Annotated in this window: 19 protein-coding genes; 2 read left to right on the plus strand and 17 right to left on the minus strand. The window is 72.8% G+C overall.

The genetic code is table 11. The annotated features are described in order from the left end of the window. Positions 1 to 42 precede the first annotated feature (42 nt). The 6 genes from HNR21_RS24495 to HNR21_RS24520 form a co-directional block, all read right to left on the minus strand. Positions 43 to 2,799 (minus strand): DEAD/DEAH box helicase, encoded by a 2,757-nt coding sequence (locus tag HNR21_RS24495; protein WP_182707070.1) that lies wholly within the window; start codon positions 2,797 to 2,799, stop codon positions 43 to 45. Positions 2,800 to 2,868: 69 nt separating this feature from the next. Next, a complete protein-coding gene (gene tatC / locus HNR21_RS24500; RefSeq protein ID WP_198679232.1) occupies positions 2,869 to 3,696 on the minus strand; it encodes a twin-arginine translocase subunit TatC in 828 nt (275 codons plus the stop codon). A 107-nt stretch (positions 3,697 to 3,803) separates the two neighbouring features. After that, entirely contained in the window at positions 3,804 to 4,103 is a 300-nt protein-coding gene (gene tatA, locus HNR21_RS24505) for a Sec-independent protein translocase subunit TatA (RefSeq protein ID WP_182707071.1), read from the minus strand. A 25-nt stretch (positions 4,104 to 4,128) separates the two neighbouring features. Further along, the gene (locus tag HNR21_RS24510; RefSeq protein ID WP_233358716.1) at positions 4,129 to 4,350 is read right to left on the minus strand and encodes a hypothetical protein; all 222 of its coding nucleotides are present in this window, start codon (positions 4,348 to 4,350) and stop codon (positions 4,129 to 4,131) included. A gap of 51 nt (positions 4,351 to 4,401) precedes the next feature. Next, positions 4,402 to 5,379 (minus strand): helix-turn-helix transcriptional regulator, encoded by a 978-nt coding sequence (locus HNR21_RS24515; protein ID WP_182707072.1) that lies wholly within the window; start codon positions 5,377 to 5,379, stop codon positions 4,402 to 4,404. 14 nt (positions 5,380 to 5,393) lie between these two features. Then, positions 5,394 to 6,359: a helix-turn-helix transcriptional regulator gene (locus tag HNR21_RS24520; protein WP_233358717.1), complete on the minus strand. Its 966-nt coding sequence runs from the start codon at positions 6,357 to 6,359 to the stop codon at positions 5,394 to 5,396. Between the two features lie 76 nt (positions 6,360 to 6,435). Here HNR21_RS24520 and HNR21_RS24525 point away from each other — a divergent pair, with 76 nt between their 5' ends. Then, positions 6,436 to 7,530 carry a DUF3866 family protein gene (locus HNR21_RS24525; protein ID WP_182707073.1) on the plus strand — a complete coding sequence of 365 codons (1,095 nt, stop codon included), beginning with the start codon at positions 6,436 to 6,438 and terminating at the stop codon, positions 7,528 to 7,530. A 3-nt stretch (positions 7,531 to 7,533) separates the two neighbouring features. On the opposite strand, the gene HNR21_RS24530 is transcribed toward HNR21_RS24525, so the two are convergent. The 6 genes from HNR21_RS24530 to prcB form a co-directional block, all read right to left on the minus strand. Beyond that, positions 7,534 to 8,016 carry a DUF3291 domain-containing protein gene (locus HNR21_RS24530; protein ID WP_182707074.1) on the minus strand — a complete coding sequence of 161 codons (483 nt, stop codon included), beginning with the start codon at positions 8,014 to 8,016 and terminating at the stop codon, positions 7,534 to 7,536. A gap of 15 nt (positions 8,017 to 8,031) precedes the next feature. After that, the gene (locus tag HNR21_RS24535; protein WP_182707075.1) at positions 8,032 to 8,697 is read right to left on the minus strand and encodes a helix-turn-helix transcriptional regulator; all 666 of its coding nucleotides are present in this window, start codon (positions 8,695 to 8,697) and stop codon (positions 8,032 to 8,034) included. Positions 8,698 to 8,803: 106 nt separating this feature from the next. Further along, positions 8,804 to 9,733, minus strand: coding sequence for an FKBP-type peptidyl-prolyl cis-trans isomerase (locus HNR21_RS24540; RefSeq protein ID WP_182707076.1), 930 nt, complete (start codon positions 9,731 to 9,733; stop codon positions 8,804 to 8,806). A gap of 75 nt (positions 9,734 to 9,808) precedes the next feature. After that, a complete protein-coding gene (pafA, locus tag HNR21_RS24545) occupies positions 9,809 to 11,167 on the minus strand; it encodes a Pup--protein ligase (RefSeq protein WP_119730596.1) in 1,359 nt (452 codons plus the stop codon). A 184-nt stretch (positions 11,168 to 11,351) separates the two neighbouring features. Beyond that, positions 11,352 to 12,038, minus strand: a complete 687-nt coding sequence (gene prcA / locus HNR21_RS24550) for a proteasome subunit alpha (RefSeq protein WP_119730597.1) — start codon at positions 12,036 to 12,038, stop codon at positions 11,352 to 11,354. A gap of 21 nt (positions 12,039 to 12,059) precedes the next feature. Continuing rightward, positions 12,060 to 12,869, minus strand: a complete 810-nt coding sequence (prcB, locus tag HNR21_RS24555) for a proteasome subunit beta (RefSeq protein ID WP_233359207.1) — start codon at positions 12,867 to 12,869, stop codon at positions 12,060 to 12,062. Between the two features lie 314 nt (positions 12,870 to 13,183). On the opposite strand from prcB, the gene HNR21_RS24560 reads away from it, so the two are divergent. Beyond that, on the plus strand, positions 13,184 to 14,638 hold the full coding sequence (locus tag HNR21_RS24560) for a hypothetical protein (RefSeq protein WP_182707077.1): 1,455 nt from the start codon (positions 13,184 to 13,186) through the stop codon (positions 14,636 to 14,638). A 117-nt stretch (positions 14,639 to 14,755) separates the two neighbouring features. On the opposite strand, the gene HNR21_RS24565 is transcribed toward HNR21_RS24560, so the two are convergent. The 5 genes from HNR21_RS24565 to HNR21_RS24585 all read right to left on the minus strand — a co-directional run bounded on the left by HNR21_RS24565 (position 14,756) and on the right by HNR21_RS24585 (position 21,182). Further along, entirely contained in the window at positions 14,756 to 14,965 is a 210-nt protein-coding gene (locus tag HNR21_RS24565) for a ubiquitin-like protein Pup (protein ID WP_103939355.1), read from the minus strand. A gap of 258 nt (positions 14,966 to 15,223) precedes the next feature. Then, positions 15,224 to 16,741, minus strand: a complete 1,518-nt coding sequence (gene dop / locus HNR21_RS24570) for a depupylase/deamidase Dop (protein ID WP_119730599.1) — start codon at positions 16,739 to 16,741, stop codon at positions 15,224 to 15,226. Positions 16,742 to 17,003: 262 nt separating this feature from the next. Next, positions 17,004 to 18,722, minus strand: a complete 1,719-nt coding sequence (gene arc / locus HNR21_RS24575) for a proteasome ATPase (RefSeq protein ID WP_182707078.1) — start codon at positions 18,720 to 18,722, stop codon at positions 17,004 to 17,006. Positions 18,723 to 19,108: 386 nt separating this feature from the next. Continuing rightward, entirely contained in the window at positions 19,109 to 20,038 is a 930-nt protein-coding gene (locus HNR21_RS24580; RefSeq protein ID WP_220500285.1) for a tRNA (adenine-N1)-methyltransferase, read from the minus strand. 67 nt (positions 20,039 to 20,105) lie between these two features. Next, positions 20,106 to 21,182: a site-2 protease family protein gene (locus tag HNR21_RS24585; RefSeq protein WP_119730601.1), complete on the minus strand. Its 1,077-nt coding sequence runs from the start codon at positions 21,180 to 21,182 to the stop codon at positions 20,106 to 20,108. Positions 21,183 to 21,191 lie beyond the last annotated feature (9 nt).

Here is a 21,191-nt window from a genome sequence, read left to right on the forward strand (position 1 = left end):
GTAAGTCCGGTTTTCGGGCCGGGCCGAGGTTTGCGCGCCGGATCAGGCCACCGACGAGTAGGCGACCACCCCGCGCCGCATCGCGTCCATCGCCCGGCCCGCGACCTTGCGGATCCGGCTGTCCTCCGGGGCGGCGTCGGCGACCTGGCCGAGCAGGTCGATCAGCTGCTTGACCGCCCGCACGAAGTCGCCGGCGGTCATGTCCGCCTCCAGCAGCACCTCGTCCAGCGGCCGGCCCGACGCCCACTGGTGGGCGGTCCAGGCGAACCCCAGGTCCGGCTCCCGCAGGAACGACACCCGGTTGTCCTTCTCGATCGCGTCCAGCTCGCCCCACAGCCGCACCATCGCCGCCAGCGCGTCCCGCGCGGCCCCCGGCGGGGTCCGCGGCGCGGACGCGTCGTCGGGCTGGCGGGACTCGTACACCAGCGCCGACACGCACGCCGCCAGCTCCGCCGGGTCCAGGTCCTCCCACAGCCCGGCGCGCAGGCTCTCGGCGGTCAGCAGGTCCAGCTCGTTGTAGATCCGGCCGAGCCGGCGGCCCTCCTCGGTGACGGTGTCGCCCTCCAGGTAGCCGAGCTGCTCCAGCACCCCGCACACCCGGTCGAAGGTGCGCGCGATCACCTGGGAGCGGCCCTCCACCCGGCGGCGCAGCGACTCGGTCTCCCGTTCCAGCCGGAAGTACCGCTCCGCCCAGCGGGCGTGGTCCTCCCGCTCGTCACAGCCGTGGCAGGGATGCTGCCGCAGCTCGCGCCGCAGCCGGGCGATCTCGGCGTCCTCCCCCGCGGCCTGGCCGCCGCCCCGGCGGGGGCGGTGCGTCTTCAGGTCCGGCTCGGGCACCTTGTTGCGCAGCGTGGACGCCAGGTCGCGGCGCTGCTGCGGGCTGCGCGGGTTGAACGACCGGGGGATGCGGATCCGCTCCAGCGGCTCCACCGGCTGCGGGAAGTCCAGCGGCGACAGCCGCTGCACCGACCGCTGCGCGGTCAGCACCAGCGGCGCCGGCCCGTCGGACCGCTTGCCCAGCCCCGGGTCGATCACCACCGCCAGGCCCGCGCGGCGTCCCGCCGGGACCACGATCACGTCGCCGGGCCGCAGCCGCTCCAGCGACCGGACCGCCTCGGCCTTGCGGGCGGCGCCCCGCTCGCGGGCCAGCTCCGCCTCCCGGTCCGACAGCCGGCGGCGCAGCGCCGCGTACTCCATGAAGTCGCCCAGATGGCAGGTCGCGGCCTCGGCGTACCCGGCCAGCGCCTCGGTGTTCTTGTGCACCTGCCGGGCCAGGCCCACCACCGCCCGGTCCGCCTGGAACTGGGCGAACGACTCCTCCAGCAGGGTGCGGGCGCGCTCGCGGCCGACCGCGCCGACCAGGTTGACCGCCATGTTGTACGACGGCCGGAAGCTGGAGTTCAGCGGGTAGGTGCGGGTGCCGGCCAGCCCGGCGACCGCGAACGGGTCCATGCCGGGCGACCAGATCACCACCGCGTGGCCCTCCACGTCGATGCCGCGCCGCCCGGCCCGCCCGGTGAGCTGGGTGTACTCGCCGGGGGTCAGGTCGGTGTGGGTCTCGCCGTTCCACTTGTCGAGCTTCTCGATCACCACGGTGCGGGCCGGCATGTTGATGCCCAGCGCCAGCGTCTCGGTGGCGAACACCGCCTTGATCAGCCCGCGGGTGAACAGCTCCTCCACGACCTCCTTGAAGGTCGGCAGCATCCCGGCGTGGTGGGCGGCGATCCCGCGCATCAGCCCGTCCAGCCACTCGTCGTAGCCGAGCACCCGCAGGTCCTCGTCGGCGATGTCGGCGGTGCGCAGCTCGACGTGCGCGCGGATCTCCTCGGCCTCCTCGCGGGAGGTCAGCCGCAGCCCCGCGTACAGGCACTGCATGACGGCCGCGTCGCAGCCGGCCCGGCTGAAGATGAACGTGATCGCCGGCAGCAGCCCGGCCCGGTCCAGCCGCTCGATCACGTCCGGGCGGGCCGGCGGGCGGAACCGGGGCGGCCGGGAGACCCGTTTGCGGCCGGTGCGCCGGCCCTGGTTGATCTTGGCGCGGCGGACCTCGTCGACCGCGATGTTGCGCAGCTGCGGGTTGATCCTGGGGCGGTCGTTCGGGTCGCCGGTGTCGACGAACAGGTCGTACAGCCGGTTGCCGACCAGCATGTGCTGGAACAGCGGCACCGGCCGGTGCTCGTCGACGATCACCGCGGTGTCGCCGCGGACCTCCTGCAGCCACTCGCCGAACTCCTCGGCGTTGGAGACGGTGGCCGACAGCGCCACGATCCGGACCGAGTCCGGGACGTGGATGATGACCTCCTCCCACACCGCGCCGCGGAACCGGTCGGCCAGGTAGTGCACCTCGTCCATGACGACGAAGCCCAGCCCCGCCAGGGTGTGCGACCCGGCGTAGAGCATGTTGCGCAGCACCTCGGTCGTCATGACGACGATCGGGGCCTCGCCGTTGACGCTGTTGTCACCGGTGAGCAGGCCGACCTTCTCCGGGCCGTAGCGGCGGACCAGGTCGGCGTACTTCTGGTTGGACAGCGCCTTGATCGGGGTGGTGTAGAAGCACTTCTGCCGGTTCGCCAGCGCCAGGTGGACGGCGAACTCCCCGACGATGGTCTTGCCCGATCCGGTGGGGGCGGCCACCAGCACGCCCTTGCCCGCCTCCAGCGCCCGGCACGCCTCGAGCTGGAACGGGTCCAGCTCGAAGTCGTACAGCGTCTGGAAGTCCAGCAGCGCGGGCCCGTTCTCGCGGACGCGCGCGCGATGCGCGGCGTAGCGTTCGGCGGGCGTGGTACCAGGGGAACTCATGGTGTCGAGCCTATGGTTTCGCGTCGGACGTTCCCAACCGGCCGCCGACGCCGTCGCCCCGGGGTGAGGTCAGCGGGCGCGTTCGCCCTTCTCCAGCTCCGCGTCGATCTCCTCCAGGTCCAGCGGAGCGGCCTCGTCGTCGGCCAGTTCGGCGTACGGGTCGGGCCGCCGGGCGCGCCGCCGGTCGTTCAGGAACGCCAGGAAGGCGGCGACCTCGAACAGCAGGATCGTCGGCAGCGCCAGCGCCAGCATGGTGAACGGGTCGGCGCTGGGGGTGGCCACCGCGGCGAACACGAAGATCCCGAAGATGATCATCCGCTGGGACCGGCGGATCCGCGCGGAGCTGAGCACTCCGGCCAGGTTGAGCACCACCACGAACAGCGGCAGCTCGAACGTCAGCCCGAACACCAGCAGCATCGCCGTGGCGTAGCCGAGGTAGCTGGTGATGGTGACGAGCGGGACCGTGTTGTCGGGCACGAACCCCAGCAGGATGCTCAGGCCCTTGTCCAGGGTGACGTAGGACAGCACGGCGCCCAGCAGGAACAGCGGGACCGCCGCCGCCATGAAGACGTAGGTCCACCGGCGTTCACGGCGGTACAGGCCGGGCGCCACGAAGGCCCACAGCTGGTACAGCCAGATCGGTGCGGACACCACCGCGCCGATCATCAGGGCGATCTTGATCCGCAGGAAGAAGCCCTCGGTGAGACCGTTGGTGTACAGGTTGCACTCACGGCCGCCGCTGGCGCGGTAGGCCGCGTCCAGCTCGCAGTAGGGCTCCTGGAGGAAGCTCCAGACCGGGTCGAAGAAGACGAACCCGACGACCATCCCGGCGACCAGGCCGAGGATGGCCTTGATCAGCCGGTTGCGCAGCTCGCGCAGGTGGTCCATGAGCGGCATGCGGCCTTCCGGGTCCGCCGGTGGCCGCCGCCTGGTCAGCTTCAGCATCGGGGTGGGTCAATCCCGCCTGTCGGTCAATGCCTGCCGGTCACGTCCGTGACCGGGGATCAGTGCTTGCGGGCCTGGTTGGGGTCGACCGGCACACCCTGGATCGGCTGCCCGGGCGGCAGCTGGCCCTGCGGCGGGGCGTACGGCTGCGCGGGCGGCTGCTGCACCGGCGGCTGCTGCGCCTGGGGCTGCGCCGGCTGCGGCGTCTCGTCGTCCTCCCGCAGCCCCTTGGTCTCCGCCTTCAGGATGCGGGCGGACCGGCCCAGCGAACGCGCGAGCTGCGGGAGCTTCGCGGACCCGAACAGCAGCATGACCACCGCGAGGATGATCAGAATCTCGGTCCAGCCAAGTCCAGCCATGTCATTCCTTCTCAGCAGGTGCCATTCATGACGATCGTACGCCGTCGGCGGAGGTATCGGACTCCCCCGTCTCCCGCAGCCGGCGAAGTTCACCGCGCAGCGTCGAGTGTTCGGCGTCCAGTCGCCGCCGGGTGCGCTCGAGTTCACGCCCCAGTCCCTGCACCGCCCGGAACACCTTGGCCGCGCACAGCGCCAGCACCAGCAGTCCCGCGGACGCCACCGCGACGAAGACCTGAGCCCAACCCACGCCGCCACGGTAGCGAATCGCCGGGAACCGCGACAGCCCGCGGCGGCCGCCTCATCGGGCCGGTGCGGTCTCGTAATGCGCCAGCGCCCGGGCCGCGTCGGCGCGGACGGCCTCGGTCAGCTCCGGCGGGCCGGTGATCCGGCCCTGGTCGCCCAGCCGCAGCGCCAGGCCCCGCACCCACCGCTGGTCGGCGGTGCGCAGCACGACCCGCAGCCGCCCCTCCCCCAGCTCCTCCACGCTCTCGCACGGGTAGGAGTCGGCCACCCACCGCCCGGCCGGGGTCAGCTCGAACGTGACGCGGATGTCGTCGGGCGAGGGGCTGAACAGCCGCCCGGCCCGCACGTCGCGGTGCTCGGCGTCGGCGGGCACCTCGGCGGGGACGTCCAGCACGGTCAGCTCCACGACCCGGTCCAGCCGGAACAGCCGGACCCCCTCGGCGCGGCGGCACCAGCCCTCCAGGTAGGGCTGGCCGTCGACGACCAGCAGCCGCATGGGGTCCACGTCGCGTTCGGTGTTCTCGTCGCGGCCCGGCACGTAGTAGGTCAGGTGCAGCCGGCGGCCGCGGGCGATCGCGTCGCGGACCCGGGCGGGCATCCCCCCGGCCGGGTCCACCTGCACCGACACCTGGCTGCTGACCGCGGCGGCGCCCTCCCCGGCGGCGTTCTCCAGCTTGGCGATCACCCGGCTGAGCGCGTCCCGGTCGCGGGGGTCGCCGATCTCGGCCAGCATCCGCAGCGCCACCAGCAGCGCCCCGGCCTCGTCGACCTTCAGCCGCAGCGGCCGGGCGATCGACTCGGCCTCGCTGACGGTGATCTCCCCGCCCTCGTAGGACAGGTCGATCGGGCAGTACGGGTCGGGGGCGCGCAGTTCCACGCACCACAGCAGGTTCAGGTCGTCGATGAGCTGCTTCTCGGTGACCCCGAACGCGGCGGCGGCCTCGTCCAGGGCGACGCTGTCCCGGTTGACCACGTACGGCACCAGGGCCAGCAGCCGGGCCAGCCGGTCGCTGGAGGTGGTGTGCCTGCTCACGTCGCGTTCCCCTCTCACCGGTCGTGTCCCGCCAGCACCGACTTGAGCTGCTGGATCACCGCGTCGCGCAGGTCGGGCGGGTCCAGCACCACCACGTCGGCGCCGAACCGGGCCAGGTAGGGCGCGAACCGCTCGGCCTCGCTGAACGACAGCCGGGCGGTGTCCCAGCCGGGGCCGTCCGGCCGCACGTCCGACGCCCAGCGGCGCAGGCCCTGCGCCGCCCCGGCGCGCAGCCGCACGGTCGCCGAGCGGGCCTCGGCGGGCGCCTCGATCCGCTCGAAGGCGATCTTGCGGATGTCCACGCCCTCCGGGACGGTGACGCTGCCGGGCGGGCCGTCGGCGGCGACCTCGCCGACGATCCGGCTGAGCCGGAACACCCGGGTGTCCTGCCGGTCGGTGTCGTACCCGACCAGGTACCAGCGGCCGCGGCGGCTGATCACCCCCCACGGCTGCACGTGCCGGCGGGCCGCGGCGGTGCGGCCGACGCCCTGGTAGTCGAACGCGACCGGGTGGCCGTTCTTGACCGCCTCCCACAGCGCCGGGAAGGCCGGCTCGTCGGTGTCCACCCGCGGCTCGATGCCCAGCGAGTCGGTCTCGGAGGTGTCGATCCCGGCGGCCCGCAGCTTCAGCAGCGCCCCGGAGGCGGCCTCGGCCAGGGCGGCGCGCTGCCACACCCGGGCGGCCAGCCCCAGCACCGCGGTCTCGTCCGGGGTCAGGTGGATCTCCGGCAGCTCGTAGTCGTGCGGCGGGATCCGGTAGCCGGTCTCCCCCGTCTCCTCCTCGCTGCCGACCTCCAGCGGCACCCCCAGCTCGCGCAACTCCTCCTTGTCGCGCTCGAACATCCGCTTGAACGCCTCGCCGGAGTCGGGATAGCCCGGCACCGCCCGGCGGATCTGCTCGGCCGTGAGATAGCGCCGGGTGGCCAGCAGGCAGACCACCAGGTTCAGCAGGCGCTCGGTCTTGCGCCGCGACAACGCCACCACCTCGATCCTCGGGCGCCCCCGGATCCTCCGAGGAGTGCTCCAACCCTCAGGTCAAGACGCTACCGTTTCCGGCGTGATCCGATGGCGTAAAGGCAGGGTGGAACGCGTTCGCCGGGAATGGCCGGGATCGGTCGAGCTGGAGGTCGCGGTCGACGGCGAGCCCGGCCGCGACGGGGAGATCGTGCGCGCGCTGGCCTATCCCGCCCTGGTCGGCCGCCCCGAGCCGGGCGACGCGGTGCTGCTCAACACCACGGCGCTGGCGCTGGGGCTGGGCACCGGCGGGTACGCCATGGTGGTCGCGGTCCCCGACCGGCTGCCGCCGGACCCGTCCGGTCCCGGGCACCTGGTCAAGGCCCGGTACACGCCGCTGCAGGCGACCGTGCTGGGCGCCGACGAGCAGGACTCCCCGCACCACGAACTGCTGCGCGACGCCGACTCCCTGGACGGGATGCCGGTGATCGTGGCGGACCTGCACTCGGCGCTGCCGCCGATCCTGGCCGGGCTGCTGGCCGCCCGTCCCGGCACCCGCGTGGTGTACGTGATGCCGGACGGGGGCGCGCTGCCGGCCTGGTTCTCGATGGCCATCGGGCAGTTGAAGGCGGCGGGCGCGCTGGCCGCCACGGTCACGGTCGGGCAGGCGTTCGGCGGGGACCTGGAGGCGGTGACGGTCCACACCGGGCTGCTGGCGGCGCGGCTGGTGCTGGACGCCGAGGTCGTGGTGCTGGCGCAGGGGCCGGGCAACCTGGGCACCGGGACCCGCTGGGGGTTCTCGGGGGTCTCGGCGGGCGAGGCGGTCAACGCCGCCGCCGTGCTGTCGGGACGGCCGGTGGCGTCGCTGCGGGTCAGCGAGGGCGACAAGCGGGAACGGCACGTGGGGGTCTCCCATCACAGCCTGACCGCCTACGGGCGGGTCGCGCTGGCCCGGGCTCAGGTGGTGGTGCCCGACCTGCCCGGAGAGTTCGGCGAACGGGTCGCCCGGCAGGCCGGGACGCTGGCCGACCGGCACGAGCTGGTGCGCGTGCCGGTGGACGGGCTGGCCGACGAGCTGCGGACGGCCGAACGGGACTGGGGGGTGCGGCTGTCGACCATGGGCCGCCGCCTGGACGAGGACCTGGCCTACTTCCTGGCCGCCGCGGCCGCCGGCCGGCACACCGCGTCCCTGCTGTAGCGGTCAGCCCACCCGGGCGGCCTGCTCGGCCTCGGCGCGGGCCGCCTCCTCGGCGGTGTAGTGGTCGCGGAACGTGAACGCCCGCGGGGTGGGTCCCTCGCGCCGCAGCAGTTCCAGGCGGTCCACGCACTCGTCGGGGCCGGGGCGGTGCCCGGCGGGGATCCACCACAGCACCTGGTAGGTCTCGGCGACCCGGTCGAACCATTCGCGGCGGCGGCGCATGGCCTCCAGGTGGCCGCTGCGGTAGGCGTACTCCCACAGGGCCTCGCGGGACCGCCACACCGAGTAGTTGATCAGGATGTCCGGGCCGTAGGGCCATTCGTCGGCGCCGTCGACCGGGGACACCGGCCGCCACACGAAGCCGGGGTCGCCGTCGGCCAGGGCGTTGAGCGGGTCGCGCAGTTCCAGGAATCCGGTCATCGAGGGGTCGTCCAGGGGCGCCTTCAGACGGGCGATGTTGAACTGGGCCAGATGGAAGTCGGTCATGCCCGGCAGCATATGTCAACGCTCATTATTTTTAGAAGCCCCGAGGACCGTGCAGCACCAACCGGGACGGGGGTCCATCCGGGGCGCCAGGCCGGGCGCGTTCTCGAACAGCCCCTCCAGCAGCGCCAGGTTCATCCCGCACACCAGCGGCGGGAACTCCTCCGACAGCGCGTGGAACGGGCAGTTGCGCATGCGCAGCACCGCGCCGCCCGGCGTCTCCTCGACGACGGGCTCATAGCCGCGGGCGGCCAGCAGGGCCCTTGCCGCCTCCAGGTCCCCGACCGGTCCCGCGCGTTCGGCCAGTTGGCGGCCCCGGCTGCGCGCGGCCCGGTGCAGCGGCTCGTCCAGCCCGCTCTCCTCGGCGGCCTCGGCCAGCAGTTCGGCGGCCGTGCGGTAGTCGCGGGGCGGCAGCGACACCGTCCGCTCCCCCGCCGCCCGCCGGTACAGCTTGGCCGGGCGTCCCGCCCCCGGTCCCGACCGGCCGCTCAGCCGGCGGCTGGTCGTCTCCAGCAGGCCGGCCTCGGCGAGCCTGTCCAGGTGGTGCGCGGCCAGGGTGCGCTGGACGCCGACCGCCTCGGCCGCCTCGTTCCGCCCGACCTCGTGGTCCTGGGCGCTCACGTACTCGTACAGCCGCCGCCGGACCGGGTCGCGCAGCGCGGCCATCGCCTCGACATCGTCCACCCGGCCAGTCTAAGAACAACCGGTCTCGACGTTAGAACGACGCGAGCCGGGCGGGATCACGGTCGGCCTCCGCTCGCAGAGCACGCCGCGGTCGTCCGTAGAGGGCTCAGTGCGCGCCGAGGATGTCGACCACGTAGACCAGGGTGTCGTTGCCCTTGATCCCGTAGTGGGACAGGCCCTTGGTGCCGTAGCCCCAGGCGGGCGGCACCACCAGCAGGATGCGGCTGCCGATCCGCTGCCCCACCAGGCCCTCGTCGAACGCCCTGATGTCCTGGCCGACGCCGATGATCTCCCCGGCGGGACGGCCCTCGCCCCAGGTGGAGTAGAACTCCTCGCCGGTCCGCCACAGCACCCCGGTGAAGTGCAGCACCGCCAGCCGGTTGCCGCGCAGCGCCGGGCCGGTGCCCTGCACCAGCGTGCGGACCTGCAGCCTGGCGGGCGGCGCGGTGCGCGGAACGGTCACCCGGGGCGCGCGACCGGCGCCGGCGTCGGCGACCCGGGGCAGCCGGGCGTCGGCCAGCGGCTGCGGGGAGCCCTTGGCGGCGGCGTCCTTGCCGTAGGCCGCCAGCACGTCCAGCACGTACACCAGCGAGTCGTTCGGGCCGATCTGGTGCCGCTCGTCGCCCCGGTCGCCGTACCCCTGGTCGGGCGGGATCAGCGCGACGACCCGGCTGCCGACCTTCTTGCCGACCAGCGCCTTGTCCAGTCCGGGCACCAGCTTGCCGGAGGGGAACGCGCCCGGCTTGCCCGTCGTGTAGCTGTTGGCCACCAGCTTGGTCCCCGCGCCGTTCCAGCGGTAGCCGACGTAGGAGGCCACCACCAGGTCGCCCTTGCGGACCTCGGCGCCCTCGCCGTCCACCAGGGTCTCGATCTTCAGCTCGTCGCCCGGCTCGGCCTTGGAGTCGAACCTCACGTCGGGCTGTCTGCCGTACTCCCCGGACACCTCCACCGGGATGCCGCCGCCCAGCGAGCAGGCCGACAGCAGCAGCGGCGCGGCCACCAAAGCGGCCGCCAGCGGGACCAGACGACGGCGCATGAGCGTCCTTCGGGGGTGACGGAGCGGACTTGAGCGCTCACCTTACCGGCTGGTCACCCCCGAGGGCAGCTCACGTCACATCCCGGCGATGAGCTTGTCGACCCGCTCGTCCACCGAGCGGAACGGGTCCTTGCACAGCACCGTCCGCTGCGCCTGGTCGTTCAGCTTCAGGTGCACCCAGTCGACGGTGAAGTCGCGGCGCTTCTCCTGGGCCCGCCGGATGAACTCGCCGCGCAGCCGCGCCCGGGTGGTCTGCGGCGGCACCGACTTGGCCTCGAAGATGTCCAGGTCGCGGGTGACCCGCTCGACCGAGCCGCGCTTCTCCAGCAGGTAGTACAGGCCGCGGCCGCGGTGCACGTCGTGGTAGGCCAGGTCCAGCTGGGCCACCCGGGGCGAGGACAGCGGCAGGTCGTACTTGCGCCGGTACCGCTCGATGAGCTGGTACTTGGTGACCCAGTCGATCTCCCGGGAGACCAGGTCCAGGTCGCCGGTCTCCACCGCGCGCAGCGTCCGCTCCCACAGGTCCAGCACCCGCAGCGCGACCGCGTCGCCGCCGCGGCGGTCCACGAAGTCGCGGGCCTTGCCGTAGTACTCCTTCTGGATGTCCAGCGAGGAGGCCTCCCGGCCGTTGGCCAGCCGGACCCGGCGGCGGCCGGTCATGTCGTGGCTGACCTCCCGGATGGCGCGGATCGGGTTCTCCAGGGTGAGGTCGCGCATCACCACCCCGGCCTCGATCATCCGCAGCACCAGGTCGGTCGCCCCGACCTTGAGCAGCATCGTGGTCTCGCTCATGTTGGAGTCGCCCACGATCACGTGCAGCCGGCGGAACCGCTCGGCGTCGGCGTGCGGCTCGTCGCGGGTGTTGATGATCGGGCGGGACCGGGTGGTGGCCGAGGAGACCCCCTCCCAGATGTGCTCGGCCCGCTGCGACACGCAGTACACCGCGCCGCGCGGGGTCTGCAGCACCTTGCCCGCCCCGCAGATGATCTGCCGGGTGACCAGGTACGGGATCAGCACGTCGGCCAGCCGGCCGAACTCGCCGTGCCGCCCCACCAGGTAGTTCTCGTGGCAGCCGTAGGAGTTGCCGGCCGAGTCGGTGTTGTTCTTGAACAGGTAGATGTCGCCGGCGATGCCCTCCTCGCGCAGCCGGCGCTCGGCGTCGACCAGCAGCCCCTCCAGGATCCGCTCGCCCGCCTTGTCGTGCGTCACCAGGTCGATGACGCTGTCGCACTCGGGCGTGGCGTACTCGGGGTGGCTGCCCACGTCGAGATAGAGCCGCGCGCCGTTGCGCAGGAACACGTTGCTGCTGCGTCCCCATGACACCACCCGGCGGAACAGGTAGCGCGCCACCTCATCGGGTGACAGCCGCCGCTGCCCGCGGAAGGTGCAGGTGACCCCGTACTCGTTCTCGAGCCCGAAAATGCGCCTGTCCACACCTCGACCCTATGCGGCGGCGGGCCCGCCCGACAGTGCCCAGGGTGCTGATGCGCCGGATGATCACGATCCGGCGCCTTTACGTTGTAGATCAAGAGCCTCCGGACCGGCCCCGGCAACGGCGGATCCCCCGCCCGCGGCGCGGGCGGGGGATCGGGGGGAACGCGTCGGTCAGGCGGCCGGGTCAGGACTCCTCGGCCAGCAGCTCCTCGATCCGCGGGGCCGGCAGCCGGCGGAACAGCCGGTGCTCGCGGCTGCGGTCCAGCACCGCCACCTCCAGCGCCTTGGCCTCCAGCCGCCGGTCGGCCTCCTGGGCCTCCAGCGACTGCACCGCCGCACGCAGCGCCGCCGACAGCGACAGGCCCTCCTCGAAGCGGTCCTTGAGGGCCTGCTCCACGGCCTCCACCTGCCCGCCCATCGCCACGTAGCCGTGCTCGTCGCGGACCGACCCGTCGAACGTCAGCCGGTAGATCTGGTCGGAGTCGGCGTCCTCGCCGGCCTCGGCGACCACCAGCTCCACCTCGTAGGGCTTGCTGGAGTCGGTGAAGATCGTGCCCAGCGTCTGGGCGTAGGCGTTGGCCAGGCCGCGCGCTGTCACGTCGCCCCGGTCGTACTGGTAGCCGTTGACGTCGGCGTACCGGACGCCGGCCAGCCGCAGCGTCTCGAACTCGTTGTACTTGCCGACCGCCGCGTAGGCGATCCGGTCGTAGATCTCGCTGATCTTGTGCAGCGCCCGCGAGGGGTTGTCGGCCACGAACAGGATCCCGCCGTCGTACTGCAGCACGACGACGCTGCGGCCGCGCGCGATGCCCTTGCGCGCGTAGTCCGCCTTGTCCTTCATGATCTGTTCGGGCGAGACGTAGAACGGCATGCTCACCGGAGTGGGTCCCTTCTATCGCAGCGGGGCGGTCGGCCCGCCCGGCGAGTCGTGGCGCCCGTCGACGACGGTCTGGGCCAGGTCGGCGATCTCCTCCTCGGCCAGCCGGCGGTAGCCGTCGCCGGTGACCGTCGCGACCACCGGGTAGATCCTGCGGATCAGGTCCGGCCCGCCGGTGGCCGAGTCGTCGTCGGCGGCGTCGTACAGCGCCTGCACGCACACCAGCGCGGCGTCGGAGGCGTCCAGGTCGGGCCGCCACAGCTTCTTGAGCGCGCCGCGGGCGAACACCGAGCCGGAGCCGATCGAGTGGAAGTCCTGCTCCTCGTAACGGCCGCCGGCCGGGTCGTAGCTGAAGATCCGGCCGACCCCGCGGTCGGTGTCGTACCCGGCGAACAGCGGCACCGCCACCAGGCCCTGCATCGCCATGCCGAGGTTGCCGCGGATCATCGTGGCCAGCCGGTTGGCCTTGCCCTCCAGCGAGAGGGTGCGGCCCTCCATCTTCTCGTAGTGCTCGATCTCGACCTGGAACAGCCGGACGATCTCCATCCCGATCCCGGCGGTGCCGGCGATCGCCACCGCGGAGAACTCGTCGGCCCGGAAGACCTTCTCCACGTCGCGCTGGGCGATCATGTTCCCGGCGGTGGCCCGCCGGTCGCCGGCCATCACCACCCCGCCCGGGAACGTCACCGCCACGATCGTGGTGGCATGCGGTATCTCCACGTTCCCCGGAGTTCCCCCGGCGAGGTTGCTCATGCGGCGGCCGGGCAGCAGGTCGGGGGCGTAGGACCCGAGGAACTCGGTGAACGAGGACGTGCCCGGGTTCATGAACACCCCCGGAAGACGTCCGGTGTGCGAATCGTGGGACGCCACGCGACTCCTTCCCTCCACCATGGCACCGGCGGCCCCAGGGGTCTCACCGGCGCGGACGATTACGACCCTAACGTTCAACCAGCGCGAGGCGCATATCCGGTGATCGGTCCGGGAGTCCGCCCACGGCGAACCCGGCCGCGGGACACTACGATGACGGCGTGGTTTGGGGACCTCCTGGCCCGCCGCCCGGGCAGCCGGGCTGGCCGGGCCCTCACGGGCAGCCGACATGGCCCGGCGATCAGGGACCGCCGGTATGGCCGGGTGCGCCCGTGCCGCAGGGCGGGCCGCCGCCGCTGCCCGGTCCGCCGGTCCCGCCCTATCCGGCCCCGCCGCCCTATCCGGGGCCGCCGGGCGAGCAGGCCCCGGCCCCCGGGGACGGCGACCCGTTCGAACGGGCCGAGCACGACACCCGCGCCACCGTGGCCGCCCCCTGGTGGGCGACCGCCGCCCCGGTGCACCGGCAGCAGGCGCTGGTCGCCCGGCTGGTGCATCTGCCCGACGGCTCCTGGTGGATGTACGGGGCGTGGGCGCGCTGGTACCGCTGGCACCCCGCCGACGGCCGCTGGTTCCCCTGCTTCCCGCCGCGCAGCGCGCAGGTGCGCCGCTCCGCCCGGCCCGCCCAGCCGGGCCTGAACCCCCCGGCGATGCCGGTGGAGATCCTGCCCGCCGGGCCCGACTTCGCCTACGACTACGGGCCGCCGCTGGCGGTGGCGGGCCGGCCGGTGTCGGGGGCGCTGCTGTACCGGCTGCGCTCGGTGATCGCCGAGGCGGCGGCCGCCCCGCCGCTGGACTACCCGCTGGGCTGGAGCTACTTCCTGCACGGCACCCCCAGCACCGTCGCCGCCACCTGGAGCGCGATGCTGTGGTGCGCGGCGGTCCCGGTGTTCGACCCCGACCTGGAGAACGAGGCCCAGACCGGGCTGCTGCGGCTGTGGGAGCCGTACCTGTCGCGGCCGTTCGACGACCACGGCCGGCTGCGCTGGCTGGTGCCGCCGCTGCTGCGCACCATCATCGCGCTGTACGCCGAGCGGATGCGGGCCGGGCGGCCCGACGCGGCCGGGCACATCGTGCGCTGCATGGTGATGACCGCGCAGGCCCTGCGCGACGACCCGCGGTTCAAGGTCCGCGCCCAGGCGCTGCTGTCGATCATCGAGCCGCTGCAGGCCAACCCGGCGCTGGACCACCGGGCGCTGCCGTACGGGGACGAGGCGCTGGAACGGGAGTGGATGAGCCGCTGCCCGCCGGGGCTGGGCGCCACCCTGTTCTCCGACGCCGCGCCGGGGCGGCGCTTCCAGATGGCGGTGTACGAGCTGGCGGACGCGCTGACCCCGATGTGCGGGGACCCGGAGGGCTCGGACTTCACCGAGCCGCGGCACGCCGCGGTGGCGCTGCTGGCCGCCGACATGGCCGGCTACCGGCCCGACCTGGCGCCGCAGGTCGGCAACTGGCTGGACCCCGAGCTGCGCGGGCTGCTGGCCGACGTCCTGGAGCAGCCGGGGCACGGGCTGCGCCGGCTGTGGCCGGTGCGCGGCCGGCTGCCGGAGGACTTCCGGCCCGCCGACGCCGAGGTCGCGCTGCGGGCGATGAGCGCGGCGGCGGCGGTGGACCTGGCCTGGTGCCGGCTGGCGCACCAGATCCCGATCCCGCCGGACGGCTTCACCGTCCCGGACGCGTTCGCCGCCGCGCTGGCCGAGCCGGCGGCCGGGGAGGCGCCGGCGGGCTGAGACCGGCCGCGGACGCGCGCGGGCCCGGCGACGCGGTCGCGTCACCGGGCCCGGGAGGCGAGATCCGCACCGCCGGGCGGCCCCGGCGGACGGGAGGCGATCGGCCCGCGGCGGCGGTTACTGCCCGCCCTTCTGCACGTAGGAGCGGACGAAGTCCTCGGCGTTCTCCTCCAGCACCTCGTCGATCTCGTCGAGGATGGCGTCGACGTCGTCGGACAGCTTCTCGTGGCGTTCGGCGACGTCCTCACCGACCGCCGCCTGCGTCTCCTCGACCTCCTCGTCGCGACGCGTGGTCTGCTTCTGACCGCCGGTGTCCTTAGTGGCCATCGGTTACCTCCACTCACTGCCGGTGCCCTCAACCCTACCTGCGATCACCGACGGCCAGCGGACTTCGATGTCCGATGCGCCTCGTGGCGTCCGGGGGCTGCCTTGACACGGTTATCGCCCGCCCTACCCCCGCTGAAACGGTCATACCGGTCACGACCACGCATCGGCCACGCCAGTCCACCGAGTCCACCAGGTCCCACCGGGTCCCACCGGGTCCCACCGGGTCCCACCGGGTCCCACCGGGTCCCGGCGGGGGCCTCAGTTCTCCCCGGTCAGCACGGCGACCAGCTCGGCGGCGGTCCGGCAGCGGTCCAGCAGGGCGCCCACGTGCTGCTCGGTGCCGCGCAGCGGCTCCAGGGTGGGGACCCGCTGCAGCGACTCCCGGCCCGGCACGTCGAAGATCACCGAGTCCCAGGAGGCCGCGGCCACCGCGTCGGCGTACTGCCGCAGGCACCGGCCGCGGAAGTAGGCGCGGGTGTCGGTCGGCGGGTCCTCCACCGCCGCCTCGATCTCGGCGTCGGTGGTGATCCGCTCCATCCGGCCGCGCGCCACCAGGCGGTTGTACAGGCCCTTGTCGGGGCGGATGTCGGTGTACTGCAGGTCCACCAGCTGCAGCCGCGGATGCGACCAGTCCAGGCCGTCGCGGCTGCGGTAGCCCTCCAGCAGCTCCAGCTTGGCCACCCAGTCCAGCTCCCGCGACAGCTGCATCGGGTCCTCGCCGAGCCGGTGCAGCACCGACTCCCAGCGGTCCAGCACGTCGCGGGTGTGCTCGTCGACGTCGGAGCCGAACCGGTCCTCGACGTACTTGCGGGACTGCTCCAGGTACTCCATCTGCAGCTGCACGGCGGTCATCTTGCGGCCGTCCCGCAGCGTGATCAGGTGCCTGCAGGACGGGTCGTGGGAGACCGCGCGCAGCGCCGCCACCGGCATGTCCACCGACAGGTCCACGGTGAGGAACCCGTCCTCGATCATCGCCAGCACCAGCGCGGTGGTGCCGAGCTTGAGGTAGGTGGAGATCTCGCTCATGTTGGCGTCGCCGATGATGACGTGCAGCCGCCGGTACTTGTCGGGGTCGGCGTGCGGCTCGTCCCGGGTGTTGATGATGGGCCGCTTGAGGGTGGTCTCCAGGCCCACCTCCACCTCGAAGAAGTCGGCGCGCTGGCTGATCTGGAAGCCGTCGCCGCGGCCGTCCACCCCGATGCCGACCCGGCCCGCGCCGCACACCACCTGCCGGGAGACGAAGAACGGCGTCAGGTGCTTGACGATGTCGGCGAACGGGGTCTCCCGCTTCATCAGGTAGTTCTCGTGGCAGCCGTAGGAGGCGCCCTTGTTGTCGGTGTTGTTCTTGTAGAGCTGGATGGGGTGGGTGCCCGGCACCATCGCGGCGCGGCGGGCAGCGTCGGCCATCACCCGCTCCCCCGCCTTGTCCCAGATCACGGCGTCCCGCGGATTGGTGCACTCGGGCGCCGAGTACTCCGGGTGCGCGTGGTCGACGTACAGGCGCGCCCCGTTGGTGAGGATGACGTTGGCCAGCCCCAGGTCCTCGTCGGTGAGCTGGCTCGGGTCGGCCACCTCACGGGCCAGGTCGAAGCCGCGCGCGTCGCGCAGCGGATTCTCCTCCTCGAAGTCCCAGCGGGCCCGTCTGGCCCGAGCCGCCGAGGCCGCCAGGTAGGCGTTGACGACCTGCGATGACGTCACCATCGCGTTGGCCCCTGGCTGACCGGGCACGGAAATGCCGTACTCGGTCTCGATCCCCATCACCCGCCGAACACTCATATCGTCGAGCCTAGTGCCGATCGGCGCCTCCTCGGAGAGGCGGAACCGGATAGTGATGGCGCCGCCGCCGGCCCGCCCGGCCGCCGGTCCCGGCGCCCCGGGCGCCTGGCGGCGCTCCGTCCCTGGTCATCGCTGCTGTACGACATCGCCGGGTTATTACCCCGGCCCCGGACGTTTACCTGTCGATCTCACCGCAGACCCCCGCGACGCGGACGCGGCGGCCACCCGGAGGTGACCGCCGCGTCCGGACGGGTGCCGGCCCTTACAGGTACTGGCCGGTGTTGGCGACCGTGTCGATGGAACGACCGGCCTCCGTGCCCGCCTTGCCGGAGACCAGCGTGCGGATGTAGACGATCCGCTCGCCCTTCTTGCCGGAGATGCGGGCCCAGTCGTCGGGGTTGGTGGTGTTGGGCAGGTCCTCGTTCTCGCTGAACTCGTCCACGCAGGCCGCCAGCAGGTGCGCCACCCGCAGGCCCTTCTGGCCGGTGTCCAGGAACTGCTTGATGGCCATCTTCTTGGCCCGGTCGACGATGTTCTGGATCATCGCGCCGGAGTTGAAGTCCTTGAAGTACAGGACCTCCTTGTCACCGTTGGCGTAGGTGACCTCCAGGAAGCGGTTCTCCTCGGTCTCGGCGTACATCCGCTCCACGACCCGCTGGATCATGGCCTCGACCGTGGCCTCGGGCGAGCCGCCGTGCTCCTTGAGGTCGTCGGGGTGCAGCGGCAGGTCGGGCCGGATGTACTTGGAGAAGATGTCCTTGGCCGCCTCGGCGTCGGGCCGCTCGATCTTGATCTTGACGTCCAGCCGGCCGGGCCGCAGGATCGCCGGGTCGATCATGTCCTCGCGGTTGGAGGCGCCGATGACGATGACGTTCTCCAGCCCCTCCACACCGTCGATCTCGCTCAGCAGCTGCGGGACGATGGTGTTCTCCACGTCGGAGGACACGCCCGAGCCGCGGGTGCGGAAGATCGAGTCCATCTCGTCGAAGAACACGATCACCGGGGTGCCGGCCGAGGCCTTCTCGCGGGCCCGCTGGAACACCAGCCGGATGTGCCGCTCGGTCTCGCCGACGTACTTGTTGAGCAGCTCGGGGCCCTTGATGTTGAGGAAGAAGCTCTTGCCCTCCTGGCCGGTCTTCTCGGCGACCTGCTTGGCCAGGGAGTTGGCGACGGCCTTGGCGATGAGCGTCTTGCCGCAGCCGGGCGGGCCGTACAGCAGCACGCCCTTGGGCGGCCGCAGGTGGTGCTCGCGGAACAGGTCGGCGTGCAGGTAGGGCAGCTCCACCGCGTCGCGGATCTGCTCGATCTGCGGGCCGAGGCCGCCGATCTCCTCGTAGGAGATGTCCGGCACCTCCTCCAGCACCAGCTCCTCGACCTCGGCCTTGTGGATCTTCTCGTAGGCGTAGCCGGAACGGGGCTCGAGCATCAGCGAGTCGCCGGCCCGCAGCGGAACCCCGCGCAGCGGCTCGGCGAGCCGGATCACGCGCTCCTCGTCGGCGTGCGCGATCACCAGGGCGCGTTCACCGTCGTCGAACAGCTCCTTGAGCATGACGACCTCGCCCTGCGTCTCGAAGTCCAGCGCCTCGACGACGTTGAGCGCCTCGTTGAGCATGACCTCCTGGCCGCGCTTCAGCTCGGCGACGTCGACGGCCGGCGAGACGTTCACCCGCAGCTTGCGGCCGCCGGTGAAGATGTCGACCGTTCCATCGTCGCGAGCCTCCAGGAAGACGCCGAAGCCGGACGGCGGCTGCGCCAGCCGGTCGACCTCCTCCTTGAGCGCGATGATCTGTTCCCGGGCCTCCTTGAGGGTCGCGACAAGGCGTTCGTTCTGCCCGGTCACGGCGGCCAGGTTGGCCTGTGCCTCGTGGAGGCGGTCTTCCAGCACACGAACTTGACGTGGGGACTCCGCGAGCTTGCGGCGCAGCACGGAGATCTCCTCCTCCAGGATGGAGACCTGCGTCTGAAGGTCACGTACCTCCATGTCGTGCTGCGCCTTACGCGCCCCAGCATCATCACGAGCGGCCACGCCCCGTCACCTCCTCAAGAAGAGAGCCGACGACCTACTCAGACCCTACCTATCCGGAGGGCTTCCGTAACCTGCCCTTGGGGTGCTCGTGTCGTGCCGGACCGACCGAGGGGGCCATTTCCCGGCGCTTCGCGACCCGCGAACACGTCACGGAAAATACTGGAACGCCGCGAGGATCTGCCTTCATTCCCCGCTCCGGCACGAGGTTCTCGCGTCGGAAGCGGTACCCGCGGAGGGACCGAAAATCCTGACCGGATATGTGAATTCGTCGTAACAGTTTCACGGGCGGCCCCCGGAGGCCGCCCGGTGTGATCTGCGGCACTCCCGCAGCTGCGAGCCGGTCAGCCCTCCTCGGGGGCCGGGTGGGCGCCCTTGGCGGGGCGGCGGCGGCGCGGCGGCGGGGTGACGCCGTCGGCCAGCCGCCGGGCGGTCACCAGGAACCCGGTGTGGCCGACCATCCTGTGGTCCGGGCGCACCGCCAGCCCGTCGACGTGCCAGGACCGCAGCATGGTCTCGAACGCGTACGGCTCGGCGAACGACCCGTGCGCCCGCAGCGCCTCCACGATCCGCGACATCTGGGTGGTGGTGGCGATGTAGGCGCACACCAGCCCGCCGGGGATCAGCGCCTTGCCCACCGCCTCCAGGCACTCCCAGGGGGCCAGCATGTCCAGCACCACCCGGTCGACCTCGGTCTCGGCGAGCGCGTCCTCCAGCGACCCGACGGTCAGCCGCCACGCCGGGTGCGGGCCGCCGAAGAAGGTCTCCACGTTCCGCCGGGCGATCTCGGCGAAGTCCTCACGGCGCTCGTAGGACGACACCAGCCCGTGCTCGCCGACCGCGCGCAGCAGGAAGCAGCTCAGCGCCCCGGATCCGGCGCCGGCCTCCACGACGCGGGCGCCGGGGAAGATGTCGGCCATCGCCACGATCTGCGCGGCGTCCTTGGGGTAGACCACCGCGGCGCCGCGCGGCATGCGCAGCGCGAAGTCGGCCAGCAGGGGCCGGAACGCCAGGTACTCGACGCCGCCGGTGGAGCGGAACACGCTGCCCTCGGGGCTGCCGATGACGTCGTCGTGGGCGATGGCGCCCTTGTGCGAGTGGTACAGCTTGCCGGGCTGCAGGGTGATGGTGTTGACGCGGCCCTTGGGGTCGGTCAGCTGAACCTGGTCGCCGGCGCGGAACGGACCGTGCGGGATGCGCCCGGCGGCCCGGTGCGCGGGGGCGGCGGGGGCCTCGTCGGGTCCGTGATTTCCGGTCGGCTGCGGTTCGGTCATGGTCGTCAAGGTTATCGGGGCCGGTCACCCGCTCGGACCGGCTCGCGGCCCGGCGGCGGGGGGACGGTCACACCCCGGCGAAGGCCCTGTCGACGTCACCGGCCGTCAGCACCCCGTACACCCGCCCGTCCGGCTCCACCAGCAGGTACTCCGAGGCCGGGGCCCGGCGCAGCGCGTCGATCAGCTCCTCGCCGGACAGGTCCGCGGGCAGCGTCAGCTCCGGCGCGAGGCCGCGGGACACCTCCCCGGCGGTCATCCAGGGGCGGCGGTGCTCGGGCACCGCCGTGACGGCCCGTTCGCTGACCAGCGCCACGGGCCGCTCCTGGTGGTCGACGACCACCAGCGCGCCGGCGGCCTGCTCGCGCGCCCGGCGGATCGCCTCCGACAGCGGCAGGTCGGCGGTGACCAGAGCGGCGCGGCGGGCCAGGGCGCGGGCGTGCAGGGCGGGGATGCGGGCGCGGACGCGCTCGGCGCGCAGCGCGTGGGTGGCGCCGACCCAGATGAACGAGGCCACCAGCGAGGACCACAGCAGGACCGGCCAGCCGCCGGCCGGGAGGGAGACGGCCAGCGCCCCGGCGGCGACGGTGCACAGCGCGATGCCGCGGCCGACCCAGGCGGCGACCACGGTGCCGTCCCGGCCGCGGCCGGTGACCTTCCACACCGAGGCGCGCACCAGCCGGCCGCCGTCCAGCGGCAGCCCCGGCAGCAGGTTGAACAGCCCCACCAGCAGGTTGGCCAGCGTCAGCGCGGTGACCAGCAGCTCGGCCACCGGCGGCAGCGGCAGCGCCAGCCAGGCCAGCAGTCCCGCCGCGGCCAGCACCAGGTTGGTCAGCGGGCCGGCGAACGCGATCAGGAACTCCCGGCCCGGGGTGGGCGACTCGCGCTCGATGAGCGTCTCCCCGCCGAGGATGTGCAGGGTGACCGACCGGACCGGCAGCCCGAACAGCCGGGCGGTCACCGCGTGGCTGAGCTCGTGCACGAACACCGACGCGTACAGCAGCACCGCGTAGGCGAAGGCCACCGCGTAGCTGAGCGGCGGGTCCACGACCGCCCGGGCCTGGTCCTCGAACAGCACGGTGATCGCCACGGCGACCAGGAACCAGCTCGGCGACACGTACACCGGGACGCCGAACGGCCTGCCCATGGGGAATCC

Origin of the sequence: Thermomonospora cellulosilytica (assembly GCF_014138835.1) — a bacterium.
GTDB classification, from domain to species: Bacteria; Actinomycetota; Actinomycetes; order Streptosporangiales; family Streptosporangiaceae; genus Thermomonospora; species Thermomonospora amylolytica.

What these genes read in the sequence shown, in the direction of transcription:
- HNR21_RS24495 (WP_182707070.1), bottom strand. Translation starts at nt 2,799, where the DNA reads ATGAGTTCCCCTGGTACCACGCCCGCCGAACGCTACGCCGCGCATCGC.
- tatC (WP_198679232.1), bottom strand. Translation starts at nt 3,696, where the DNA reads ATGCCGCTCATGGACCACCTGCGCGAGCTGCGCAACCGGCTGATCAAG.
- tatA (WP_182707071.1), bottom strand. Translation starts at nt 4,103, where the DNA reads ATGGCTGGACTTGGCTGGACCGAGATTCTGATCATCCTCGCGGTGGTC.
- HNR21_RS24530 (WP_182707074.1), bottom strand. Translation starts at nt 8,016, where the DNA reads ATGACCGACTTCCATCTGGCCCAGTTCAACATCGCCCGTCTGAAGGCG.
- HNR21_RS24540 (WP_182707076.1), bottom strand. Translation starts at nt 9,733, where the DNA reads ATGCGCCGTCGTCTGGTCCCGCTGGCGGCCGCTTTGGTGGCCGCGCCG.
- prcA (WP_119730597.1), bottom strand. Translation starts at nt 12,038, where the DNA reads ATGCCGTTCTACGTCTCGCCCGAACAGATCATGAAGGACAAGGCGGAC.
- prcB (WP_233359207.1), bottom strand. Translation starts at nt 12,869, where the DNA reads ATGAACCCGGGCACGTCCTCGTTCACCGAGTTCCTCGGGTCCTACGCC.
- HNR21_RS24565 (WP_103939355.1), bottom strand. Translation starts at nt 14,965, where the DNA reads ATGGCCACTAAGGACACCGGCGGTCAGAAGCAGACCACGCGTCGCGAC.
- dop (WP_119730599.1), bottom strand. Translation starts at nt 16,741, where the DNA reads ATGAGTGTTCGGCGGGTGATGGGGATCGAGACCGAGTACGGCATTTCC.
- arc (WP_182707078.1), bottom strand. Translation starts at nt 18,722, where the DNA reads ATGGAGGTACGTGACCTTCAGACGCAGGTCTCCATCCTGGAGGAGGAG.
- HNR21_RS24580 (WP_220500285.1), bottom strand. Translation starts at nt 20,038, where the DNA reads ATGACCGAACCGCAGCCGACCGGAAATCACGGACCCGACGAGGCCCCC.
- HNR21_RS24585 (WP_119730601.1), bottom strand. Translation starts at nt 21,182, where the DNA reads ATGGGCAGGCCGTTCGGCGTCCCGGTGTACGTGTCGCCGAGCTGGTTC.